Source organism: uncultured Ruthenibacterium sp., assembly GCF_963558415.1.
Taxonomy (GTDB): domain Bacteria; phylum Bacillota; class Clostridia; order Oscillospirales; family Ruminococcaceae; genus Ruthenibacterium.
In genome coordinates this window covers 19,686-41,405 of sequence record NZ_CAUWGY010000019.1, presented here as the reverse complement: position 1 = coordinate 41,405, position 21,720 = coordinate 19,686, and the positions used below count along the sequence as shown (strand labels likewise).

Sequence of the window (21,720 nt, the reverse complement as noted above, 5' to 3'; positions counted from 1 at the left end):
GCGCTTGAATGGGGTTCAAGAGGCCGTGAGTTCGACTCTCGCCACTCGGACCAAGAAAAGCCACGTAGATATGCCTATTTGAGGCAAGTTCTGCGTGGTTTTTTATTTTTCAAATCGAAAATGCCAACAAAAGTGTCAACAAATTTTAAATTCTTTCTGTAATCTACTCGAATGACCGAATTTTTTGTAAGATTAATTCCGGTGTATTTTCTGATTTTTTAACTATCAGCAGTGATTACAACATAGATTTTTGGCATTATCGCATACGTTTCTCCTCTAGGTTCAAAGAGCAGTGCGAGTGCATAATTACCACCACTAGAGATTTTCTGGCGAACGGCAAAGGCGCTGTGAACATTGTTTCTAAGGTTACCCTCTCTTTTTATTTGGCAAAATTCGACTAACCCATAATATTGATATATAATACATTATATTAATGCGAGTGAAGGACGGCGATGTGAAATGATGGACAACGAACGTAGTGAGAAAATGCTGGAACTTCGCGAGGAATTACTGGCTGTTGAAATGGAAAGAGCGCATGGTGCAAGGTATTACTCGATTGATGAGGTTACGGCAATGATGCAAAACGCAATCAAAGAAACAGGAACCCAAGACGAATGAGCAATATGTGTCCAAAAAACGTAAACGACACTAAAAAGTACGGAGAAAAGCCGCTAAAACGACTTTTCTCCGTACTTTTTTCAATGTATTTTGTATAAGTGTTAATTGATTCCAAACGGCCTGCCGCGTTTTTTATTGTAAGCCTTAAAGGCAAAATATCCGGGGACACCGCTTAGAGGAATCAACAATCCTACTAAAGTAACGGGATTCATCACAAAATTGGCAATGAGCATAACTGTAGAAAATACAATCATAATCACAGGAATAACTGGACCAAAAGGAACTTTATAAGCACGTTCTGCATCGGGCGAAGTTTTGCGCATCACCAAAACACCAATGAAAATGAACAAGAAATAAATCCAAGCTTTTAATGTGCAAATATTGACAAGGTCACGGACTGTGGACGCAAAGGCATAAAAAACCATCATGATCATTACATAAATATCCGCAACAATCGGTTCATTGGATTTTTTGCTCACTTTTTTGAAAATTGGGAACCATCTGTTGTCACACGCCATGGCATAAATCATGCGCGGGTAAACCATACAACTTCCAACAAAAGACCCCAGAACAGAACAAATAATGCAAACCGTAAGGATTGTTGCAGCACCCTTTCCTAAAAGAGTGGTGACAACATCATATGTAATATTTTCGGAAGCCATAATTTCTTCTACGGGTGCTACATACATAATGGACAAGTTGAATAAAAGATAAATTCCCGTAATTGCTACAAGTGTAATAATCATAACTCTGGGGATATTCTTTTTGGGATTTTTTAGTTCGCCGGCCATCAAACTGATTGAGTTCCAACCATCAAAGCACCACAATACCGCGACTACCGAAAATACGATTGCGCTAAAGGGCGAACCACTTGTTTCGGCCAAATTTTGGAAAGTAATTGGATCTCCGGTGTTTTGGCCAAATACATAGCACAAAACAATCACTGCAAGAATTGCGCCTACTTTGATAACCATCAAAACAGAGTTTACTAGAGATCCGATTTTTGCGCCCATAATATTTACAATACTTACAATAACCGCAATGGCCGCAGATAAGCATGAAATTTGGAAAGCAGAAAATCCGCCAAATAAACTTCCAATATAGGTGGCTCCCACCATCGCAATCGCGATATTAGCTGCCGGAATCGCCAATAATGTATCGGCCCATCCTTGAGTAAAAGCCACAATCGGCCCTATTTTTTTGTAAATGCGCGAAATATAGTAATAGGTTCCACCGGTTTCAGGCATCATCGTTCCCAGTTCTGCAAAACACAGCGCTCCACCTAAACACATTAAACCGCCTATAATCCATGCTACAATTGTTAAGCCGGTATTTCCGTTTGAATACGATAAAACATCGGCCAGTGTATAAAAAATTCCGGATCCGATAATAATTCCTGCCATGATGTTTACGCCATCAAATAGGCCCAGTTTTCGTTTCAATTTTTCTTCAGTCTGGGTATTTTGATTTTCCATTTCCATCATCTCCCCTTTTTATTATTTTGCAGTTAACATACTTGCAAGGGTCGCAATATCATTGCAATTTTCCAAGTCCGCAATCGCGGCGGCAAATTTTTCGGCCTTTTCCTCTCCGATGTAAGGAATAGCACGCGCTTTAAAAAATTCCATTTCTTCATCCAAAGTGAACATATTTCGCGGATGGCCTTTTGGATGCCGCAACGTTTCGCTTAACGTGCGCCCATCTTTCAAGGTAACTTTAACTGTCACCTCTGGGAAAGTCCCTTCCATAAAAATTTGGAAGCAATCAAAATAATGCATTTCATCTCCACCAACGGTGATGCGTTTTGAAATTTCGTGGATTTCGCTTCCCTCCTGACAACTTTCCACGCTAAACCAATCTGCCGATGGTGAAGAATTTTTCAAATAACTGGCAAAACAATGGGGCAGGTTATATTGTGCCTGCATAAATCTAAAGGGCCGCTTTAATTCCAAATTATAAATATTATTGGATGGTGTCACTTCTATTTTTTCAATATCCTCAAGTTCAAAGTGATGCGAACGTTTCAGATTATCCAAAGCATCCAAAGGCCCTTGAACCCAAATATTGACCGGCCAATGCTTCAAAAGTGTTTCCATGATGTAATACGTTTCCCCAAGTTCTTTGTCATACCAGGACCAATCCACATAATCCACAATCTGCTGCCAATATCCATTCGGCCCGTCCAAAGCGTCTTGGTAATATTCACTGCGCGCACCATATCTCGTCAAAAGCGCAGAGGAAACACCGGTTCTTGCGGAAAATCCGTGTCCAAAATGGTACGTATCACTACATCCAATATTTCCATTGGCAAGCGGCGTCAAATACGCGCTTTTGGAAATACATGTCGCCATTTGTTCTGGATCAAAACCTAAGATTTTTCCGGCTGCAACGGAGGAAGCAAAAATCTGCCAGTTGACGAGCGGCCAGTCTGCCGTACCGCCATATCCCATCTTTTTTCCGATTTCATTGTCAGGTTGAACGGACATTGCAATTCTCTGATATACCTCATAGGCGGCAACAACAGCCTCGATATATTGCCGTCCAGAAACATGCTCTTTTTCTCCCATGGCAAATGCAGCAGGAATCGCCCCCGCCGAGGCATGTCCTGTCCATGTGCAATCCTCCCAGTCCATAACATCCGAGGCCGTTCCATTCGCAAAGGCCGCCTCTTCCACAGGTGCTTTTAACCCGTTCGAACCCCAAACAGTTGCATCTTCGGAACCCGATTTTGTTTTCGTCAACGCAAAGGCCAATTTTGTGGTTTCGGTCGGAACACTGGCAATTGCCACACCGATGGTGTGCAGTGTAATTAACTTAACCTTTTCGATTACCTCATCCGGCAATTCCTCAAATTTCAGTTCCGACGCGTACCTTCCTAATAGTCTGGTATACTGCATGATCATATCCTCCTTTAATCTTACATACCGCATTTCTGGTATGCTTTTGACACAATAGAGGGAACGTTCCCAAAATTTGCAAATAAATATCGTTGTTACAACAAAAAATATTTTTTATAAAAGGGAACGTTCCCAAAATCCAAAATACCCTCCTTCTCTCCTTTCTATTTACTACTATTTTTTCAAATTACGAACAGACTTTCGCTTGCATAATTTGTAAGGAATTTCTACATCCTTAATTTTTAGCAACGGATTTTCAATCACTTCAATCATCAAAGAAGCAAGAGCCGTACCATAGTGATAAATCGGCAGCAATAAGGTCGTAATCTCATTTTCCTGACTAACAAAATGCTTTTGCGCGCGTTCAAACGCCACAATTGAGTAGTCTTCATAAAAACTTTTTCCATGCGCAGAAAAATAAGAAACAATTTGACGTGCCAAATTGATGTCATCCACCAAAATCGAAGAATAATTCCCCGTGCTGAAAGCGCCGTACACCTCTTCGCAAGCTTTCGATAAATCAAACAACGGACTGCAATTCAATACCAAAAAAGAAGTCTCCGCCTCTTCTTTACTGATTTTCTTCACATCACAATATGCTTGAATTCTCCTCTCCAGAGTAAGTGCATTGTGATCAAAGCTAATCACAGTGAGAACGTTCCCACAATCTGACTCATTTAGGTATGAATAAGCCTCTTTGCTAAACTTGTAGTTATCCAAAGACACCCGGAACCCTCTGTCCTGGTAAATGCGAGGTCCATCATATACCACATTGCGAAATGATTTAGCGGCTTCCCTTATGATGGGCAAATCATCTGATCCTACGGTCATGAGGCCCGCAATCCTTTTTTCTTTCAAATAAGTGATGATTTTGGGTTCTAAGTGTCCGTATTGGTAATTGTAGTCGTCATGTACCAGCAAAATATCGTAGCCGTTTTTTTGGAATACGTCCATAATTCCTGCATAATGAGAAGCCAAAAGTTGATTTTGAAAGATTTGGCCACCGCAAGACAAAATACCGATAATTTTGCTATTTACACCACGCAAGGTTCGCGCCATAAAGTTGGGAGAATATTCTAGTTTTCGTATTGCTAAACTAACCGCCTGTCTAGACTTCTCGCTTACGGAACCACCATTCAATACACGGGATACTGTACTTTTGGAAACACCTGCTTCTTTCGCAATATCAATGATCGACAAACCCATAGGGAACTCCTAAAATCATATTATGGGCCTATCTTACACATTAAATTTGCGATTGTCAATTGCAAATTTAGCCAATAAATAGGCAAATAATTTATGATTTATACCTGTTTGCCCTTAAAATACACCGCTTTGGGTCGCTTCATGAGCGAAACATCTTTTTCAACATCTCCGTCAACAACCATGAAATCGGCGGAGTAACCTGCCGCAACTAGGCCAGTAATATCTCCTAATCCCACGGCACATGCACCATTATGACAACCAACTTTGATCGCCTCCAATGGCGACAAGCCTAAGCGAACCATTTCTTCCAATTCATCAATAACTGGGAAATCGTCCAAATCCGTACCTGCTGCAACCGGTACACCCATTTTATAATACTTTAAAAATTTTTCCTCAAAAAACTGAGTGGCCGTTTCAAAATAGGTATAGCTGTCATCTCGTACATGGTTTTGTGCCTTGTAGTCCAAATAAGTTTGACGCAAGATGTGAATCGTAGGAGTCCAATACATTCCTTTTTCAATCATTGCCTGCGCTTGTTGTTCTGTCATACCGACGCCATGTTCTACGCCATCAACATTCGCATCAATGCAAGTTTGTATGCCAGCTCTATTCCCTGCATGAACCGTAATTTTTCCGCCCAAGCGATGTGTTTCTTGTGCTGCAGCGGTCATTTCCTCCAATGTAAACTCCGCCAACTGCGTCCTATCTGTTGTCATCAACTTGGTCCACCGATATCCGTCACGGAAATGACGCCGGATCTCTTTTACCAGTTCTTCTTTCCCATCAACTTCTAATACATCTGGAGAATAGAAGTAACAATGTCCACCTGTAATGCACAAACCCGCACCGCATCCAATCATTCTTGGAAGGTCGAACCATCCAAATTCTGCGGCCGTATTTAAAGATTGCACCGCCAGTTCAGGTGAGGCCATATCACGCACCAAAGTAATTCCCCTTTTTAATGCGCGATTCATTCTGGAGGCACAGTGCATTGCCAGACTCATTGGATTGCGTAATTTTTCTGGTACCGGATCTTCCCAAAACCCAATATGGATGTGAATATCAGCTACACCAGGTAACACGGTACTGTTCGGATAACAAATTTCTAAATCGTCCGGATATTTTTCCTTAAGTATTCGGGCTGAGGCTAAATCGGTAATCGTCCCCGTGTCGTCAATGTGAATTGCCGTATCGACTAAAACGCTTTTTCCATCTCCTGTAATAATTTTTTGCGGTGAAATAATCATGTTTTCTCTCTCCTTTTTTGTAATTTAGGCGTATCGCCTTGCACACAATCTATCATTTGGCTTATTTATTGTCAACATTTAGAAAAATAATTGTATATAAAGTCAGATATAAATTGTATCTTTTTTGAAAATCACTTAGCATTTAACACAAAGGGCGTTGTATCGATACAACGCCCTTTTATTTCTCATAATTCTGTTGATGTAGAAAAATATTTTTAAAAAAGAGGGATGATGCCTCATCCCTCTTTTTTCATCCATTTTCCTGTTCGATATTGAGCGAACGAAATCAGATAGTTTACCAGCCATCCCAGTGGAACAGCAATCCACACCATCGCTACACCATATCTCGGCGCAAAGACCACCGCCACAAACACTCTCAAAAATAAGTTAGCCATATTGGCGACCGTAAACATCACCATATCTCTCGCGCCTCTCAAAAGGCCATCTGTAAGCATCTTTAAACCAATCAACAAATAGAACCAGCAAATAAACTGAAGATACTGCGTGCCTGTCCGAAGCGCATCCGCAGTACCATCTTCTCCCAAAAATAACGAAATAAACCACTGTGGTACAGGTTCAAAAATCAAGCACAACAACACGGCAAAACCGGCTACAATTCCATAGCCTGCCCGATATCCACTTTTTACTCTATCGACCCTGCCGGCTCCAATATTTTGTGCCGTATAAGAAGAGATTGCATTTCCCATAGCTGCCATAGGCACAATGCAAAAACTCTCTAACCGGGAGGCTGCCGTATAACCCGCCAATACCTGTGAACCAAATCCATTCACAACGGATTGCACCAACATCATTCCAATCGATACAGTAGACTGCTGCAAAATCGACGGAAGCGCTACTCTGGCCATTCGCCCTAACTCCGCCCACTCAAAACAGACAAGTTCCTCCGATTTGCGATATTCTCGTAACTGCCACATGAGAATAAAAAAGGACAAAAGAGCCGAAAACCCCTGCGCAATTAGTGTGGCCCACGCAACACCGGCCACTGCTAAATGAGCAAAACGTACCAACACATAATCCAAAAAAATATTCAAAACCGAAGAAAATATTAAGAGGTACAAGGGGATTTTGGATTTGCCAAGAGAATTAAATATTGACGAAAGTACGTTGTACATGAATAAAAATGGCAGCCCCAAAAAATAGATTCGAAGATAAACTTGCGCGTCCGCCATAATGTTTTCTGGCGTATTGAGCAAATGTAAAATTTGCGACCCAAATCCCAAACCAATGCCTGCCAGCAACAAACTAAGTGCAAGAAAAGACACAAGTGCCGTATCAATGGAAATACGCATTCGCTGATATGAGCGGGCACCAAAATGCTGACTTGTGAGTACCGAAGCCCCCACTCCGCCACCAATAGCAATCGAAATAAACACTGTGGTCAACGAATAAGACGCTCCTACCGCTGCCAATGCATCCTCGCCAACAAAACGCCCTACGATCATGGAATCTGCCATAGTATAAAATTGCTGAAACAAATTTCCCACAATCATTGGAAATGCAAAAGCCAAAAGCGCCTTGATAGGCCTTTCTCGAATAAGGTATTCCTTGTCCATTCCTGGTTCCTTTCAAAATCCATATCAATTTTACTAAGTATAGACCATTTATGCATTGGCCGCAAGAAAAAAGGACGGCCACTTGGGCCGTCCTTTAGAACACAAAATTATTCTGCCTCTTTAGAGAAGTTGTCAAAGTAGCCCTGAATGAAAATGATGGGCGTACCTTTGTCGCCAGAACCGGAAGTCAAATCGCACAGGCTGCCGATCAGGTCGGTCAGACGGCGAGGCGTGGTACCCTGGCTGGCCATCTGACCTTTCAGGTCAGCATCTTTGTGAGAGATGCTCTCCTTGATGGCGCTTGTCAGCGCTTCTCCGGACAGGTTGGCAAAGTCATTGTCCGCCAAATATTTCAGTTTCAGCTCGTTGGGCTGGCCTTCCAGGCCACTGGTGTAAGCGGGGCTGACCACAGGGTCCGCCAGCTCCCAGATTTTGCCCACGGGATCTTTAAACGCACCGTCGCCATAAATCATGGCTTCGATGTGCTTGCCTGTGGCTTTGCGCAGACTGTCGGCCAGCGCGTCCACAAAGCTCTGGCAATCGCGGGGGAACAGTTTTACACTGTCTTCGGTGGCTTTGTTGGAGCCCAGCAGGCCGTACTGCTCGTTGCAGCCGGAACCGTCCACCGGAGCATTCATGATGTCGCTGAGCAACAGAACTTTCTCCGCACCAGCAGCCAGCAAACGGCGCTTGGAGCGCTCACGGGTGTGAATGTCGCAGCAAAGTACATTCTTTGTGTAGGACAGAATAGCACGCACATCGTTGGCAAACACAAACTCTACGTCGCAACCCTCGGCACGGAACAATTCGCCGTAATACTCCACATAGTCCACACCGGTGAAGGGGTGCTTCACATAGCCAAACAGCTCGCGGTATTTTTTCTCGTCCAGAACATCACTCCAGGGATTGACACCCTTCTCATCCAGCAGATCCTCGTCAAACAGGTGATTGCCCACTTCGTCAGAAGGATAGCTCATCAAAATATAGGCTTTTTTGAACGCTTTCGCAATGCCTTTCAGGCAGATGGCAATGCGGTTACGGCTCAAAATCGGAAAGGTCAGGCCGATGGTGTCTGTGCCGAATTTGGCCCGACAGTCCTTTGCAATGGCTTCGGTGGTAGCATAGTTACCCTGGGAACGAGCTACGACCGCCTCTGTCACGGCCACAATGTCCCGATCATTGAAAGCAATGTTCTGCTCTTTTCCGCACGCGACAATGGCGTCCGTCACAATTTTTACAAGATCGTCGCCCTCGCGGATTACCGGGCAGCGCACGCCTCTGGAAACAGTACCGACAGTTCTCATGATGCAATCTCCTGTTCTGTTCAATTCATCAATTTATTTCCATCCTGCGCCCTTGCGCGCAGAATCCTTCCCTATTATAATAGCATTATAGATATAAGTAAAATTATTGTTTTTTATAATTCACATAAATGGAGCTTATGTTATGACAACCGATTTGGAACTCTACAAAATTTTTGTGACAGTTGCTCAAGCGGGCAGCTTCAGCGCAGGTGCAAAAGAGCTGTTTTTGACGCAACCGGCCGTCTCCCAAGCCATGCAAAAGCTGGAAGAGTCTGTGGGCGCACGCCTATTTGTGCGTGCACGGCGCGGTGTAACGCTGACTCCCGAAGGACAGCTTTTGTTTCAGCATGCACTGTCTGCTCTGCAACTGCTGGATGCAGGTGAACAAAAGCTACGGCGTGTGCAAACCTTAAAAGAAGGGCGACTGCGTCTTGGAGCTGCAGACACCATTACCAAGGAATTTCTACTTCCCTATTTAAGTGCTTTTCATCAGCTATATCCCGGTGTTCAACTCCAAGTGACCAACCGTACTTCCCTTCAATTGACAGAACTTTTGAAACAGGGGCAATTGGATATTGCAATTGTCAATCTTCCCATTGCCGACGAGCGGCTAATTGTTCAGCCCATTCTGGATGTGCACGATATTTTTGTAGCAGGCCATCAGTTTGAACAGCTTCTCGGGAAGATGCTCACTCCCCGCGAACTGGCTGGATATCCTTTGGTGATGTTGGAACGGGCCGCCAACAGCCGTCGCTACGTAGACGATTGGTTTGCCGAGCAAGGAGTGCGCCTTGCACCCGAGATTGAGTTGGGTGCCCATGAACTTTTACCTAGCTTTGCGGCCATCGGAGTGGGACTGGCCTGTGTGGTACAGGAATTTTGCCAAAAAGAGTTAAACGAAGGCGTTGTGTTTCCGCTTTCCCTCGTGCCACCGATTCCGTCCCGCAGCATCGGTGCCTGCTGGGTGCGGGACATTCCCCTTTCCAGCGCCGCGGGCGAGTTAATGCGACTGGTCCACAATGACCAAAGCTGAGACGTTAAACTTCGATTAAAGTTTCTTTGGTAAAATCGATGCAAGAAACGAGGTGTTCGATATGCGATTATTGCTTGCGGAAGACGAAAAAGCGCTGTCTCGGGCGCTGGTGGCCATTTTGGAACGCAGCAACTACTCCGTGGATGCAGTGTTTGATGGACAAAGCGCACTGGATTATTTGAAAAGCGAAAATTACGACGGCGTAATTTTAGACGTAATGATGCCCAAAATGGACGGATTTGCGGTTTTAAAAAATTTGCGTGAGGCGGGAAATCTGGTGCCGGTTCTGCTACTAACGGCCAAAAGTGAGATTGACGATAAAGTGTTTGGGCTGGATTTAGGCGCCAACGATTATCTGACCAAACCGTTCAACTCTCGAGAGCTGCTGGCGCGGGTACGCGCCATGACACGCACCCAGGTGGCACAGCCAGACGCTCGACTGCGCATGGGAAACGTGACACTGGACCAAGCAACTCTGGAACTCTCCACACCTTCCGGCAGTTTCCGGCTTGCCAACAAGGAATATCAGGTGATGGAGCTTTTGATGAGCAATCCGCACCGTCTGATTCCCACAGAACGCTTCCTTGAAAAAATCTGGGGCTATGACAGTGACGCAGAAATGAACGTGGTGTGGGTCTACATCTCTTACCTGCGCAAAAAGTTGACGGCTCTACACGCCAACATAGAAATCAAAGCTGCCCGGAATGCGGGTTATACGCTGGAGGAAAACGTATGATTCGAAAACTTCGTATGAAGCTGATTGGCGTGTCCATGCTGTCCATCTTTGTAGTATTTTCGCTGATTTTAGGTACCATTGCCTTCATCAGTTATCAAAAAGTGACCTCAGACGCGGACGACACTCTTGCCATTCTGGCCGCCAACGATGGTCTTTTTCCCAAAGACAAAGAGCCTATGCCCAAACCGGAGGGCACTCCACCGGAACATGGGCGGCAGATGTCGCCAGAACTTCCATACGAATCCCGCTATTTTTCTGTTTTGTTCAGCCAGGACGGCGGGCTGATCTCTGTAAACACCTCTAAAGTGGCCGCCGTCGATACGGATGAAGCGATTTCCTTTGGACAGGAAGTGTTCACGTCCGGCCAAACACAGGGATACGAACATTCCTATCGATACACCGTCGTAGAAAGTGACGAAGGTATCCGTGTCATTTTTCTGGACTGTTGGCGCAGCCTGTCCAACTTGCGCTTTTTTGTAGGCATCGGTGTGCTGGTATTTATTCTGGGAATGCTAGCGGTCTTGCTTCTGACCATTCTGCTTTCCCGTTACATTGTGCGACCAGTTGTCCAGAGCTATGAAAAGCAAAAGCGTTTCATCACCGACGCCGGACACGAAATCAAAACACCGCTGACCATCATTGATGCAGACGCAGAAGTGCTGGCCATGGATCTTGGGCCCAATGAGTGGATTGCAGATATTCAGGAGCAATCGAAACGTTTGACTGAACTGACCAATGATCTGATTTTGCTGTCCCGCCTGGAAGAGGACACCGCAAAGGCCCAGATGCTGGATTTTCCCATTTCTGATTTGGCGGAAGAAACCGTCCGGTCCTTCCAATCTCTCTCTATCACGCAGCAAAAGGAGTTTTCCGTTTCCATTCAGCCCATGCTTACTTTTTGCGGAGATGAAAAAATGATGCGTCAATTGTTTATGATTCTTCTTGACAATGCCCTGAAATATACACAATCCGGGGGCCGTATCTCATTTTCGCTTGAAAAACAGAATAAATCTCTGATGATTTGTGTTTTCAACACCACTGAACACATTGAGCGCAGTCAACTTTCCTGTCTGTTTGACCGTTTCTACCGCACCGACCGCTCTCGCAATTCGCAGACCGGCGGGCACGGGCTGGGACTTTCCATTGCGGCCGCAATCACGGCCGCACACAAGGGAAAAATCACCGCATCTACAGAGGATGAACACTCTCTTCTCATTCGGGTTGCTCTCCCCGCTTGATTTTTCAAATTCCTTTCATACAATCCTTTAAGTTCTGTTAAGTTTGCATGTGTATGATATCGATTGTAAAATCACATGCAAAGGATGAACGCCATGAACTATCAAACCACGTTTCAGCGTTATGAGATGAAATATCTTTTGACGCCCGCACAGAAGGCTTTGGTTTTGCAGGCCATGGAGCCTTATATGCAACTGGATCAGTACGGACGAACTACCATCCGTAACATTTATTTCGACACGGAAAACTTTCGCCTAATTCGCCGTTCTCTGGAAAAGCCTGCGTACAAGGAAAAACTGCGCATCCGCAGTTACCGTGCCGTCGGGCCAAACGACGATGTGTTTGTGGAGTTGAAAAAGAAATACCAATCAGTGGTGTACAAACGCCGGCTGGTGCTGCCTCAAAGGAAGGTGCTCACCTGTTTTCGCAGCGGAGAGGCATTGCCCCTGCATTCTCAAATCGCCGCGGAGATTGACTATTTTCGTTCTTACTATCAGCCGCTTTTGCCCACGGTGTTTTTATCTTATGAGCGAGAGGCCTATGCACCACGGGACGGTGGTGAGTTCCGAGTTACGTTTGACGAGAACATTCTCTATCGGGAATTTCATTTTTCCCTTCAGTCCGAACCATCGGGCACATCCCTGCTGGCTCCCGGTCAAACGCTGATGGAACTGAAAACCGCGGGTGGACTGCCGCTTTGGATGAGTCATGCGCTGACACAGGGAAAAATCTATCAGACGTCTTTTTCTAAGTACGGCACCGCTTACCAAAACATTTTTGCACAAGGGGGCCTGCGCTATGCTTGACAATCTGTTTCGCGGCCTGTTCGACACCGACATGACCACCGTGATTCCTGTTTCGGACTTTCTTTTGTGCGTGGCCAGTGCGCTGGTTATCGGCGTTCTTCTGGCATGGATGTATATGTACAAAACCCGCTACACCAAAAGCTTTGTGGCCACGCTAGCGCTACTGCCAGCAGTGGTTTGCGTGGTGATTTTAATGGTGAACGGAAACGTGGGTACCGGCGTTGCCGTGGCCGGCACGTTCAGCCTGGTTCGTTTCCGCTCCATTCCCGGCACCGCCAAGGAAATCGGCGCCATCTTTCTGGCCATGGGCACGGGGCTGGTGGCCGGCATGGGATATCTAGCTTATGCTTTTCTCGTCGCCTTGGTGCTGGGCGGCGCGGGAATGTTGTTCTCGCAGATAAATTTTGACCGAAAAAAGAAAAGCGCCCGCTACAAAACCCTGCACATTGCCATTCCCGAAGACCTTGACTACGAAGGCGTGTTCGACGATCTCTTAAAAAAATACTCTGCCGAATACGAACTGACGCAGGTAAAGACGACCAACATGGGAAGTCTGTTCCGCCTGACGTACGATTTGACTTTGCGCCGCACCGGCACGGAAAAAGAGCTGATCGACCAGCTTCGCTGCCGCAATGGGAATCTTGAAATCACCCTATCCAAGCAGGAAACCATTGTGGGCGCGCTTTGATCAAAAGAAGGAAGATACTATGAAACGCATTTTTTTCACTATTTTTCTCTCAGCGGCCTTGCTGCTTTCCGCCTGTTCGGAAACACCTGCAAGTTCTTCCACCAGCACCACGGCTTCAGGTGTTTCCACATCGACCGCTGATTCGATGTTTACTGCCCGGGATATGGAAATCGGGTATGACGAAAGCACCTGTGCTGTAATCACGCTGAACGGAACCAGCGCATCCTGCGACTCGGATGCAGTCACCATTTCCGACAGCACTATTACCATCTCGGACGAAGGCACCTATCTTCTCCGCGGTAGCTTGGATGATGGAATGGTAATTGTGGATGCAGACGACAACGATGATGTGCAATTGGTATTAGACGGCGTCACCATCGCCAATGCAGACGGTGCAGCAATCTATGTGTGCAATGCCGATAAAGTGGTGGTCACCACTTCCGACGGTTCGGAAAACACCCTCTCCAACGGCGGCAGCTACACAGCCATCGACGACAACAACATCGACGCTGTGGTATTTGCAAAGTCAGATCTGACTTTCAACGGCGCAGGTACCTTGACGCTTCAGGCGGTAGCCGGGCACGGTGCTGTCTCCAAAGATGATTTGGTCCTGACCAGCGGCACCTATGTGATTACTGCCGCAAGCCACGGTCTTTCTGGAAAGGACAGCGTTCGCATTGCCAATGGCAGCTATACCATTGCCTCCGGGAAGGACGGCATTCACGCGGAAAACGCGGACGATGCCTCTCTTGGCTTTGTTTACATTGCAGACGGGACCTTTGACATCACCGCCGACGGCGACGGTATCAGCAGCGCCGCATATCAGCAGATTCTGGCTGGCAGTTTTTCCATTGTATCCGGCGGTGGAAGCGGAGAAGCTGTAACACAGACAACCGAAACCTTCCCTGGCCGCGGAGGTGAAGCGGTGCAGGCCGAGGGAACTATCACCGAAGAGGATATCGCCAGCACCAAGGGGATCAAAGCCAGCGGAAATCTTTCCATCTCCGGCGGCACCTTCGTCATCGACAGTGCTGACGATGCGTTGCACTCCAACAGCGATATTTCCATTACCGACGGAACGTACGAGATTGCCACCGGCGATGACGGCGTTCATGCAGACAGCGCCGTGGAGATTTCCGGCGGAACAATGAACATCACCCAAAGCTATGAGGGTATCGAAGGATTGACGGTAACCATCACAGGCGGTGAAATTTCCGTTGTCTCCAGCGACGATGGCATGAACGCCGCGGGCGGAACAGATAGCAGTGGAACCGGATTCCGCGGCGACAGTTTTGCCGCGGATGCAGACGCTTCCATTTCCATTTCCGGCGGTATTATCACCATTGACGCCGAGGGTGACGGCATTGATTCCAACGGCTCGCTAATCGTCAGCGGTGGCGAAACCTATGTATACGGACCTGTCAGCAGCGGCAACGGAGCGCTGGACTACAACGGCGAAGCCTCTATTACCGGCGGTCTGATCGTCGCCTTTGGTCCCACGGGCATGGCCCAGAATTTTGGTAATTCTTCTACGCAGGGGTCCATCATGGTATCCCTCAGCGGAACTGCTGGGGACACGGTTACGTTGACCGACGCAAACGGTGCACAACTGGTCTCCTGCCAAAGCAAAAAGGCTTTTTCCAGCGTGCTGATCAGTTGCCCGGACCTTGTGCAGGGGGAAAGCTATACTCTGACTTCCGGTGAATCTTCCACTCAGATCACTCTGGACAGCCTGATTTATGGCGAAAGCGGTGGTCTTGGTGGCGGTTTTGGCGGCGGACGCGGCGGGATGGCTCCCGGAGGCACAGCACCGGACGGGATGACGCCCGGTGAAACACCGCCGGATGGCACAATGCCTGGGGAAAAGTCAGGCGGCCAGCGGCAATCCGCGTAGCACTGTACAAAAAATAAGCCCGGCTTTCAAAGCCGGGCTTATTTTTTGCTTACAGATTTGCGATGGCTGCAAATCCTTTTTTCAGATCATCGATGATGTCATCCACATGCTCACAACCTACGGAGAGACGAATCAGGCCGGGGGTGATACCAGCCGCCACCAGTTGGCTATCGGTCAACTGACGGTGCGTAGCAGAAGCCGGGTGCAGAACACAGGTACAGATATCCGCCACATGGACCACATTGTTGGCCAGTTGCAAGCTATCCATCCATTTGACCGCTACTTCCCGGCCGCCTTTCAGCGAGAAGGAAATAACGCCCGAACAGCCATTCGGCAGATATTTCTTCGCCGCCGCGTGGTATTTGTCCCCTTCCAGAGTGGGATAATTTACAAACTCCACCTGAGACTGCTGGGCCAGGAACTGAGCCACTTTTTCCGCGTTGCGGCAGTGGCGCTCCATGCGGATCGCCAGCGTTTCCAAGCCCAAATTGGTCAGAAACGCGGCCTGTGCAGAAGGATACATACCGAAATCGCGCATCAGTTGCACACGAGCCTTGGTGATGTACGCCGCTTTGCCGAACTGCTTTGTATAAGTGATACCGTGATAGCTCTCGTCAGGCTGGCACAGCTCTTCAAATTTTCCGTTCTCCCAGTCAAATCGGCCGGAATCCACAATGGCGCCACCCACCTGTACCGCGTGGCCGTCCATATATTTGGTGGTGGAGTGAGTAACGATGTCTGCGCCCCACTCAAAGGGACGGCACAGCACGGGTGTGGCAAAAGTGTTGTCCACGATCAGGGGAACGCCGTTGTCATGAGCTAGGTTGGCGAACTTTTCAATATCAAACACACTGATGGCAGGATTGGCAATGGTCTCGCCGAACACCAGCTTTGTATTGGGACGGAAAGCCTTCTGCAACTCTTCCACCGGCGCGTCTGCGTCCACAAAAGTGCAGTCAATGCCGAATTTTTTCAAGGTAACTGCGAACAGGTTGACCGTGCCGCCGTAAATGGTGGATGCCGCCACAAAATGATCGCCCGCAGTGCAAATATTCAGGACAGCCAACAAATTGGCCGCCTGACCAGATGTGGTACATAAAGCACCAACACCACCTTCTAATGCAGCAATTTTCTCCTCTACCGCCGCTACGGTCGGATTGGAAATACGCGAATACATATGTCCCTCTGCGGTCAAATCAAACAGTTGGCCAATATGATCCGTAGAATCATAGGTATATGTGGTGCTTTGATAAATAGGCAGCGCCTTCGGATCGCCGTTGCCCGGCTTATAGCCCTCGTGCAAACATTGCGTTTCAATATGCATGGTTTATTTCCCCTCTGTCTTGCTGTATTTTCTCACAATGGCACCCATTTCATCCCAATGGGCCTCCATTTCAGAAACAAGTTTGAATTGTGTACGCGCCCGCTCCAAATTGTGCTTGGGATGCGTAACTTTAAAATAAGTGTCTCCCTGCAAATAGTCCGTCAAAAACCGAATTCCACATTCCAAAGTCATCATTTTTGCACCCCAAGGCAGGTACTCTTTTTCGGTTTCCGTCAAGGCGCTGCCAGCCGCTTCCAGATATCCTTTTGTATAGGCCTCAAACAGCTCCAAATCAAAATGGACCTTATCCAAATCCGGCTCGTCTTCCCGTGCGGTAGACGCCCCAAAGCGAATGGAATCGCCATAATCATTCAGTGCCAAACCTGGCATAATCGTGTCCAAATCAATCACACAAAGACCTTGTCCCGTATCCTTATCGAACAAAATATTATTCAGTTTTGTATCATTATGAGTGACTCGTAAAGGCAAATGCCCTTGTTCCAGAAGATCCATCAGCACTGAACAATCCCCTGCGTGTGTCTGAACAAAATTTGTTTCCTTTTTGCAGGTACGCGCCCGGTTGCGCACATCCCGTTCCAGTGCCGTTTCAAAATCATGCAAACGCTTACGCGTATCATGAAATTTTTCGATGGTCTCGTGCAAGGTATCCGCCGGATAATTTTCCAGCTCCCGCAAAAAGCCACCGAAGCTTTTGCCTGAGTTGTAAAAGTCTTTCGGTGTGCGTACACTTTCTATGCACACCGAATCTGGAATATAATTGTAACAACGCCACGGACCACCGTCCGCATCCTCAAAATAAGGCGCGCCTGTCTTTGTTTTAATATAGTTGAGCGTTTCCCGGTCCGCGTCGCCGCCCCTTGCCAAGATACGGGCGCGCAGATACTCCGTAACGCCGAAAATATTTTCCATCACTTCCTGGGGCTTTTTAAACACCTCGGTGTTGATGCGCTGAATCACATAGCTCAAAGTGCCTGCGCCCTCGCCCAGATACACCGCATAGGTATCGTTAATATGACCAGAACCAAAAGGCTTCACATAGCTGGCTACCTCGCCCAACTTGAAAGCAAACAGCGCGTCCTCCAGATTGCGGTCCTCCACCCCCAGAATGCTGCGCCGGGTAGAATATACAATCTCCCCTGCTTCCGTTCGGCTGCACTGCTCCAAATGACACCAAGCCTTGATGGTAGCATGCAGATTGATGTGCACACCGTCTTCTAACCGGTTGTCATGGTCCACCAAAGCCCCGCTATTTACTAAGCAAGCTTTTCCCAGATTCGCATTTGTATTAATAATCGCCCCATGCAGAATCAGGCATCCCGCGCCCATGGTTACAGAAGGGCTAACGATTGCAGTCGGATGGATCACACAAGGGACATTATATCCAGCCTCCAATAGTTTTTCCGTCCAAGAAAGGCGCAGACGATTGTCGCCAAACGCAGCGATGGCCTGGGAATACTCTCCTTTTAATGAAAGATAATCTACACATCGACCTACTACGTCACAAGTATGGACCGCATCGTCCAAAAAAGAAATGGTATCCCAACATCCCTGGGCAGCAGCCACTTCGCCTACCATGCGCCCCAGACCACCTGCACCGAGAATCAACAATTTAGACATGTACTGGGCCTCCTTGTTTGGGCTGCGCCGGAAGACCAAATACACAGCCCGACTCCACTTTTGTACGAGCAGGCAATACATTTCCTGCCTTTACCACCGCACCAGGTGCCAAATGACAATAAGCACCAATATCACAATCGTGGTCCGCAATGGCTCCCATGTTGATGATAGCGCCGGTGTGTACCACTGTCCGCGTACCGACACACCCCATCGGCAACACCACAGCCCCAGGTTCCAACACCGCCGACGGACTGACATAGGCACGCGGATGCACCAAAGCTGGCACAAAAAAGCCCGCCAACGTCAACCTTTTCAGCCAAGCCGCACGCAATTCATTATTTCCAAAAGCGGGATACGCATAGGGAAATTTGCTGAGGAACGTTTCATACTGCCCACAGATACCGAGAATATTTTCACCCGTTTGACTGTCATCCAGAAAAGCAATATGATCGAAGGAAAACGACGCTGTTTCCGCCACTGTACGGCCATAGCCACCTGCGCCTAAAATCAACAAATTCTCCACACAGCATTCTCCTCTCAGCGAGTGTTTACCTGCTTTGATTACTTGGTTGTTATTTTATCACAAATACCCTTCAAAAAATAGTCTTTTTCGTACAGATACCTTGCCTATGCACGCGCAAAGTTCACTCCATTTGTATTGTTACACAAAAAAACACCCCGATTGCCCCCCATTTTTCAGCAGGAAAAGGCGTGCTCTTCCGGAATTTTTTTGATATACTAACTAATAGAAAATATTAACCGCTTTCTGACAAATGAGCAAGAGAGGAAATCTATGAGCGAAACAATTCTTGCATTGCAAAATATTACCAAACGCTTCGGAGATACACAGGTGCTTCGCGGCATCGACTTAGAAGTGCAGAAAGGCGAATTCGTCACACTTCTAGGGTCTTCTGGCTGCGGTAAAACTACTACGTTGCGTATCATTGCCGGTCTGGAAACTCCCGACAGCGGAAAGGTCATTCTTTCCGGAAAGGATGTAACGGATACCGAACCCAATAAGCGCGATGTAAACACCGTGTTCCAAAACTACGCGTTATTTCCCCACATGACCGTGGCGGCCAACATCGGATACAGCCTAAAATTGAAGCGGACGGATAAAGACAACATCCGCCGGGAAGTGGAACAGGCCTTGGAGCTGGTTCAATTAAAGGGATACGAAAAACGTATGCCGTCGGAACTCTCCGGTGGACAGCGTCAACGAGTGGCGATTGCCCGCGCATTGGTCAATAAACCCAGCGTCCTTTTACTGGATGAACCATTGGGTGCACTGGATCTTCAGCTTCGTCGTCAAATGCAACTGGAACTGAAAGCTTTGCAAAAACAGTTGGGTCTGACCTTTATTTATATCACCCATGACCAGGAAGAAGCACTCAACATGTCAGATCGTATCGCTGTCATGCGTGACGGACGATTTGAACAGATTGGAACTCCGTCTGATGTATACGATCGTCCTCGTACAAGTTACGTGGCCCGATTTGTAGGCACAGCCAATGTATTGACCGGTCAAGTTACAGAACAGGTAAACGGAGTGGTGCATATCGCTTGTGCCGGTGGATGTGCCGGTGCTATGGATCAAAACCACACTTACCTTCCGGGGCAAACATTATCTGTGGCGGTTCGAAGTGAACAACTTGAGTTTACAGCAGAGCCAGATGCATGCGGACTTCCTGCAACGGTGAAAGAAAAAAGTTTTGCAGGTGGCATGCTTCGTATTTCCCTCACACTTGCGGATGGCACGGAGTTGGTGGCCAGCCGCCACGGCATCGACATGGACGTAGAGTCCGGTGACCAGGTACACGTAACTTGGAATCCATCTCACGCGGTTCCTGTAGACGTGGAGGAAAATGTATGAAAAAGCATTCCAAACTGTGGCTGACTGTGGTACCTCTGTACTTATTCACTTTGTTGTTTGTACTTGGCCCTATGATTTATATGGTAGTGCTCAGCTTTCAGACGCGTGCAGAAGTGTGGGGCGTTGTAAACCAGTTCACCCTGGACAACTACAAAAACATTTTTCATCCGGTCTATTTACAGACTTTTGCCGAGTCGTTCAAACTGGCCATCACCAGTACGCTGTTCATTGTGGCCATCGGGTATCCCTTCGGCTATTTTATGGCCAAACTGTCTCCCGTGTGGAAAAAACGTATGATGATGCTGTTGATGATCCCATTTTGGACATCTTCTCTTATTCGAATGTATGGTTGGATTATTATTTTCCGAGCCAATGGCACTCTGGACAAACTTTTGATGGGTTTGGGGCTCACTCAAACTCCGCTCAAGCTTCTGTATACTTATCCTGCCGTGGTAGTTGGCATGGTATATGCATTGCTGCAATTTATGATTTTTGCTGTGTACTCCAGTGCGGAAAAAATGGACTGGAGCCTGGTGGAGGCCGCACGTGATTTGGGTGCTTCCCCTTGGCAGGCTTTCTATACGGTGACATTGAAATTGACGCTGCCCGGTCTTTTATCCGGTGTGATTCTAACTTTCATCCCCTCCATGGGACTGTTCTTTATCGCAGATATTCTGGGCGGCAATAAAGTAGTGCTCGTGGGCAGTCTCATTCAGGATCAGTTGATGAAAGCGCACAACTGGCCTTTTGCCGCTGCTCTGAGTGTAGCATTAATGGTCATGACCACACTGATGATTGCTGTATACAAACGCGTGACCCATTCAGATGAACTGGAGGGATTGCTATGAAAAACCGCACCTTCCTGCCCAATCTGTTTCTTGGCATTGTCACCGTGATTTTTTATCTGCCGATTGTTTTGGTCGCGATTTATTCTTTCAATGAAAATAAACTTACCAGTGTGTGGAGTGGCTTTTCTCTGAAATGGTATCAGATGCTGTTCCAGGATGAAGCCATTTTCCAAGCACTGCTCAACAGCATTTTTCTAGGCGTATGCGCCAGTGTAAACGCAGCCATCATCGGCACCTTGGGTGCAGTCGGTTTCTCGCGCATCCGTGCCCGCAGTAAGGGGCCTGTAGAGTACCTTTCCATGCTGCCCATCATGATTCCGGAAATTATTCTGGGCATGGTATTTATGGCCTTCTTTTCTCTGTTGGGTCTGCCCTTCGGCATGACCACACTGATTTTGTCCCATACTGTTTTCTGCATTCCTTATGTTTACATGCTGGTGAAGGCCCGGCTGGTAGGCATGGATCCCAGTCTCGTGGAGGCCGCACGAGATTTAGGTGCCGGGGATGCACGCGCCTTTTTCGACGTGACCCTTCCCCTGTTGGCGCCGGCCATCGCCTCAGGTATGCTTTTGAGCTTCGCCATGAGCTTTGACGATGTCATTATTAGCATTTTTGTCACAGGTGTGAATGTGAACACTCTCCCCATTTTGATTTATTCTCAGTTGAAAGTGGGTGTGACACCGGAGATCAACGCGCTGTGCACTCTGATGCTTGCCGCCACGATTCTTCTGGTTGCCCTTTCAGCGGTGCTGGGACGGCCCCGCCGTTCCAAACACCGATAAAATTGTGTTTTGGAGG

19 protein-coding genes are annotated in these 21,720 nt (G+C 47.4%); 10 read left to right on the top strand and 9 right to left on the bottom strand.

What is annotated here, in order from left to right; all coding sequences use genetic code 11:
- The first annotated feature begins 459 nt into the window (after window positions 1-459).
- The gene (locus AB5H98_RS05235; protein ID WP_367924871.1) at window positions 460-618 is read left to right on the top strand and encodes a hypothetical protein; all 159 of its coding nucleotides are present in this window, start codon (window positions 460-462) and stop codon (window positions 616-618) included.
- 101 nt (window positions 619-719) lie between these two features.
- Here the strand turns inward: AB5H98_RS05235 and AB5H98_RS05230 are convergent, their stop codons facing one another.
- The 6 genes from AB5H98_RS05230 to AB5H98_RS05205 form a co-directional block, all read right to left on the bottom strand.
- Window positions 720-2,093: an APC family permease gene (locus AB5H98_RS05230; protein WP_367924870.1), complete on the bottom strand. Its 1,374-nt coding sequence runs from the start codon at window positions 2,091-2,093 to the stop codon at window positions 720-722.
- Between the two features lie 21 nt (window positions 2,094-2,114).
- Window positions 2,115-3,515, bottom strand: a complete 1,401-nt coding sequence (locus tag AB5H98_RS05225) for an MmgE/PrpD family protein (protein WP_367924869.1) — start codon at window positions 3,513-3,515, stop codon at window positions 2,115-2,117.
- 174 nt (window positions 3,516-3,689) lie between these two features.
- Complete coding sequence (locus AB5H98_RS05220) at window positions 3,690-4,721, bottom strand: LacI family DNA-binding transcriptional regulator (RefSeq protein WP_367924868.1); 1,032 nt, start codon at window positions 4,719-4,721, stop codon at window positions 3,690-3,692.
- 98 nt (window positions 4,722-4,819) lie between these two features.
- Entirely contained in the window at window positions 4,820-5,968 is a 1,149-nt protein-coding gene (locus tag AB5H98_RS05215) for an amidohydrolase family protein (RefSeq protein ID WP_367924867.1), read from the bottom strand.
- A gap of 236 nt (window positions 5,969-6,204) precedes the next feature.
- Entirely contained in the window at window positions 6,205-7,542 is a 1,338-nt protein-coding gene (locus tag AB5H98_RS05210) for an MATE family efflux transporter (protein WP_367924866.1), read from the bottom strand.
- Between the two features lie 107 nt (window positions 7,543-7,649).
- Window positions 7,650-8,849, bottom strand: coding sequence for a coenzyme F420-0:L-glutamate ligase (locus tag AB5H98_RS05205; RefSeq protein ID WP_367924872.1), 1,200 nt, complete (start codon window positions 8,847-8,849; stop codon window positions 7,650-7,652).
- 139 nt (window positions 8,850-8,988) lie between these two features.
- Here AB5H98_RS05205 and AB5H98_RS05200 point away from each other — a divergent pair, with 139 nt between their 5' ends.
- The 6 genes from AB5H98_RS05200 (at window position 8,989) to AB5H98_RS05175 (ending at window position 15,239) form a co-directional block, all read left to right on the top strand.
- Window positions 8,989-9,879 (top strand): LysR family transcriptional regulator, encoded by an 891-nt coding sequence (locus tag AB5H98_RS05200; RefSeq protein ID WP_367924865.1) that lies wholly within the window; start codon window positions 8,989-8,991, stop codon window positions 9,877-9,879.
- Between the two features lie 61 nt (window positions 9,880-9,940).
- Complete coding sequence (locus AB5H98_RS05195) at window positions 9,941-10,615, top strand: response regulator transcription factor (protein WP_367924864.1); 675 nt, start codon at window positions 9,941-9,943, stop codon at window positions 10,613-10,615.
- Window positions 10,612-11,853 carry a sensor histidine kinase gene (locus AB5H98_RS05190; protein WP_367924863.1) on the top strand — a complete coding sequence of 414 codons (1,242 nt, stop codon included), beginning with the start codon at window positions 10,612-10,614 and terminating at the stop codon, window positions 11,851-11,853. The genes AB5H98_RS05195 and AB5H98_RS05190 overlap by 4 nt, the downstream gene beginning before the upstream one ends.
- Before the next feature lie 93 nt (window positions 11,854-11,946).
- Complete coding sequence (locus tag AB5H98_RS05185) at window positions 11,947-12,657, top strand: polyphosphate polymerase domain-containing protein (protein ID WP_367924862.1); 711 nt, start codon at window positions 11,947-11,949, stop codon at window positions 12,655-12,657.
- Window positions 12,650-13,345, top strand: a complete 696-nt coding sequence (locus AB5H98_RS05180) for a DUF4956 domain-containing protein (protein ID WP_367924861.1) — start codon at window positions 12,650-12,652, stop codon at window positions 13,343-13,345. The genes AB5H98_RS05185 and AB5H98_RS05180 overlap by 8 nt, the downstream gene beginning before the upstream one ends.
- Before the next feature lie 19 nt (window positions 13,346-13,364).
- Window positions 13,365-15,239, top strand: a complete 1,875-nt coding sequence (locus AB5H98_RS05175) for a carbohydrate-binding domain-containing protein (protein WP_367924860.1) — start codon at window positions 13,365-13,367, stop codon at window positions 15,237-15,239.
- Window positions 15,240-15,288: 49 nt separating this feature from the next.
- Here the strand turns inward: AB5H98_RS05175 and AB5H98_RS05170 are convergent, their stop codons facing one another.
- Genes AB5H98_RS05170 through AB5H98_RS05160 form a run of 3 tightly spaced genes read right to left on the bottom strand, consistent with a single transcriptional unit; the run spans window position 15,289 to window position 18,724 of the window.
- Complete coding sequence (locus AB5H98_RS05170) at window positions 15,289-16,563, bottom strand: O-acetylhomoserine aminocarboxypropyltransferase/cysteine synthase family protein (RefSeq protein ID WP_367924859.1); 1,275 nt, start codon at window positions 16,561-16,563, stop codon at window positions 15,289-15,291.
- Window positions 16,564-16,566: 3 nt separating this feature from the next.
- The gene (locus AB5H98_RS05165) at window positions 16,567-18,201 is read right to left on the bottom strand and encodes a phosphotransferase (protein WP_367924858.1); all 1,635 of its coding nucleotides are present in this window, start codon (window positions 18,199-18,201) and stop codon (window positions 16,567-16,569) included.
- Window positions 18,194-18,724: a hypothetical protein gene (locus AB5H98_RS05160; RefSeq protein WP_367924857.1), complete on the bottom strand. Its 531-nt coding sequence runs from the start codon at window positions 18,722-18,724 to the stop codon at window positions 18,194-18,196. The genes AB5H98_RS05165 and AB5H98_RS05160 overlap by 8 nt, the downstream gene beginning before the upstream one ends.
- 270 nt (window positions 18,725-18,994) lie before the next feature.
- Here AB5H98_RS05160 and AB5H98_RS05155 point away from each other — a divergent pair, with 270 nt between their 5' ends.
- From AB5H98_RS05155 to AB5H98_RS05145, 3 genes are read left to right on the top strand one after another with little or no spacing between them, the layout of a single operon-like run.
- Window positions 18,995-20,074: an ABC transporter ATP-binding protein gene (locus tag AB5H98_RS05155; RefSeq protein ID WP_367924856.1), complete on the top strand. Its 1,080-nt coding sequence runs from the start codon at window positions 18,995-18,997 to the stop codon at window positions 20,072-20,074.
- The gene (locus AB5H98_RS05150) at window positions 20,071-20,922 is read left to right on the top strand and encodes an ABC transporter permease (RefSeq protein WP_367924855.1); all 852 of its coding nucleotides are present in this window, start codon (window positions 20,071-20,073) and stop codon (window positions 20,920-20,922) included. The genes AB5H98_RS05155 and AB5H98_RS05150 overlap by 4 nt, the downstream gene beginning before the upstream one ends.
- The gene (locus AB5H98_RS05145; protein WP_367924854.1) at window positions 20,919-21,704 is read left to right on the top strand and encodes an ABC transporter permease; all 786 of its coding nucleotides are present in this window, start codon (window positions 20,919-20,921) and stop codon (window positions 21,702-21,704) included. The genes AB5H98_RS05150 and AB5H98_RS05145 overlap by 4 nt, the downstream gene beginning before the upstream one ends.
- Window positions 21,705-21,720: the final 16 nt, after the last annotated feature.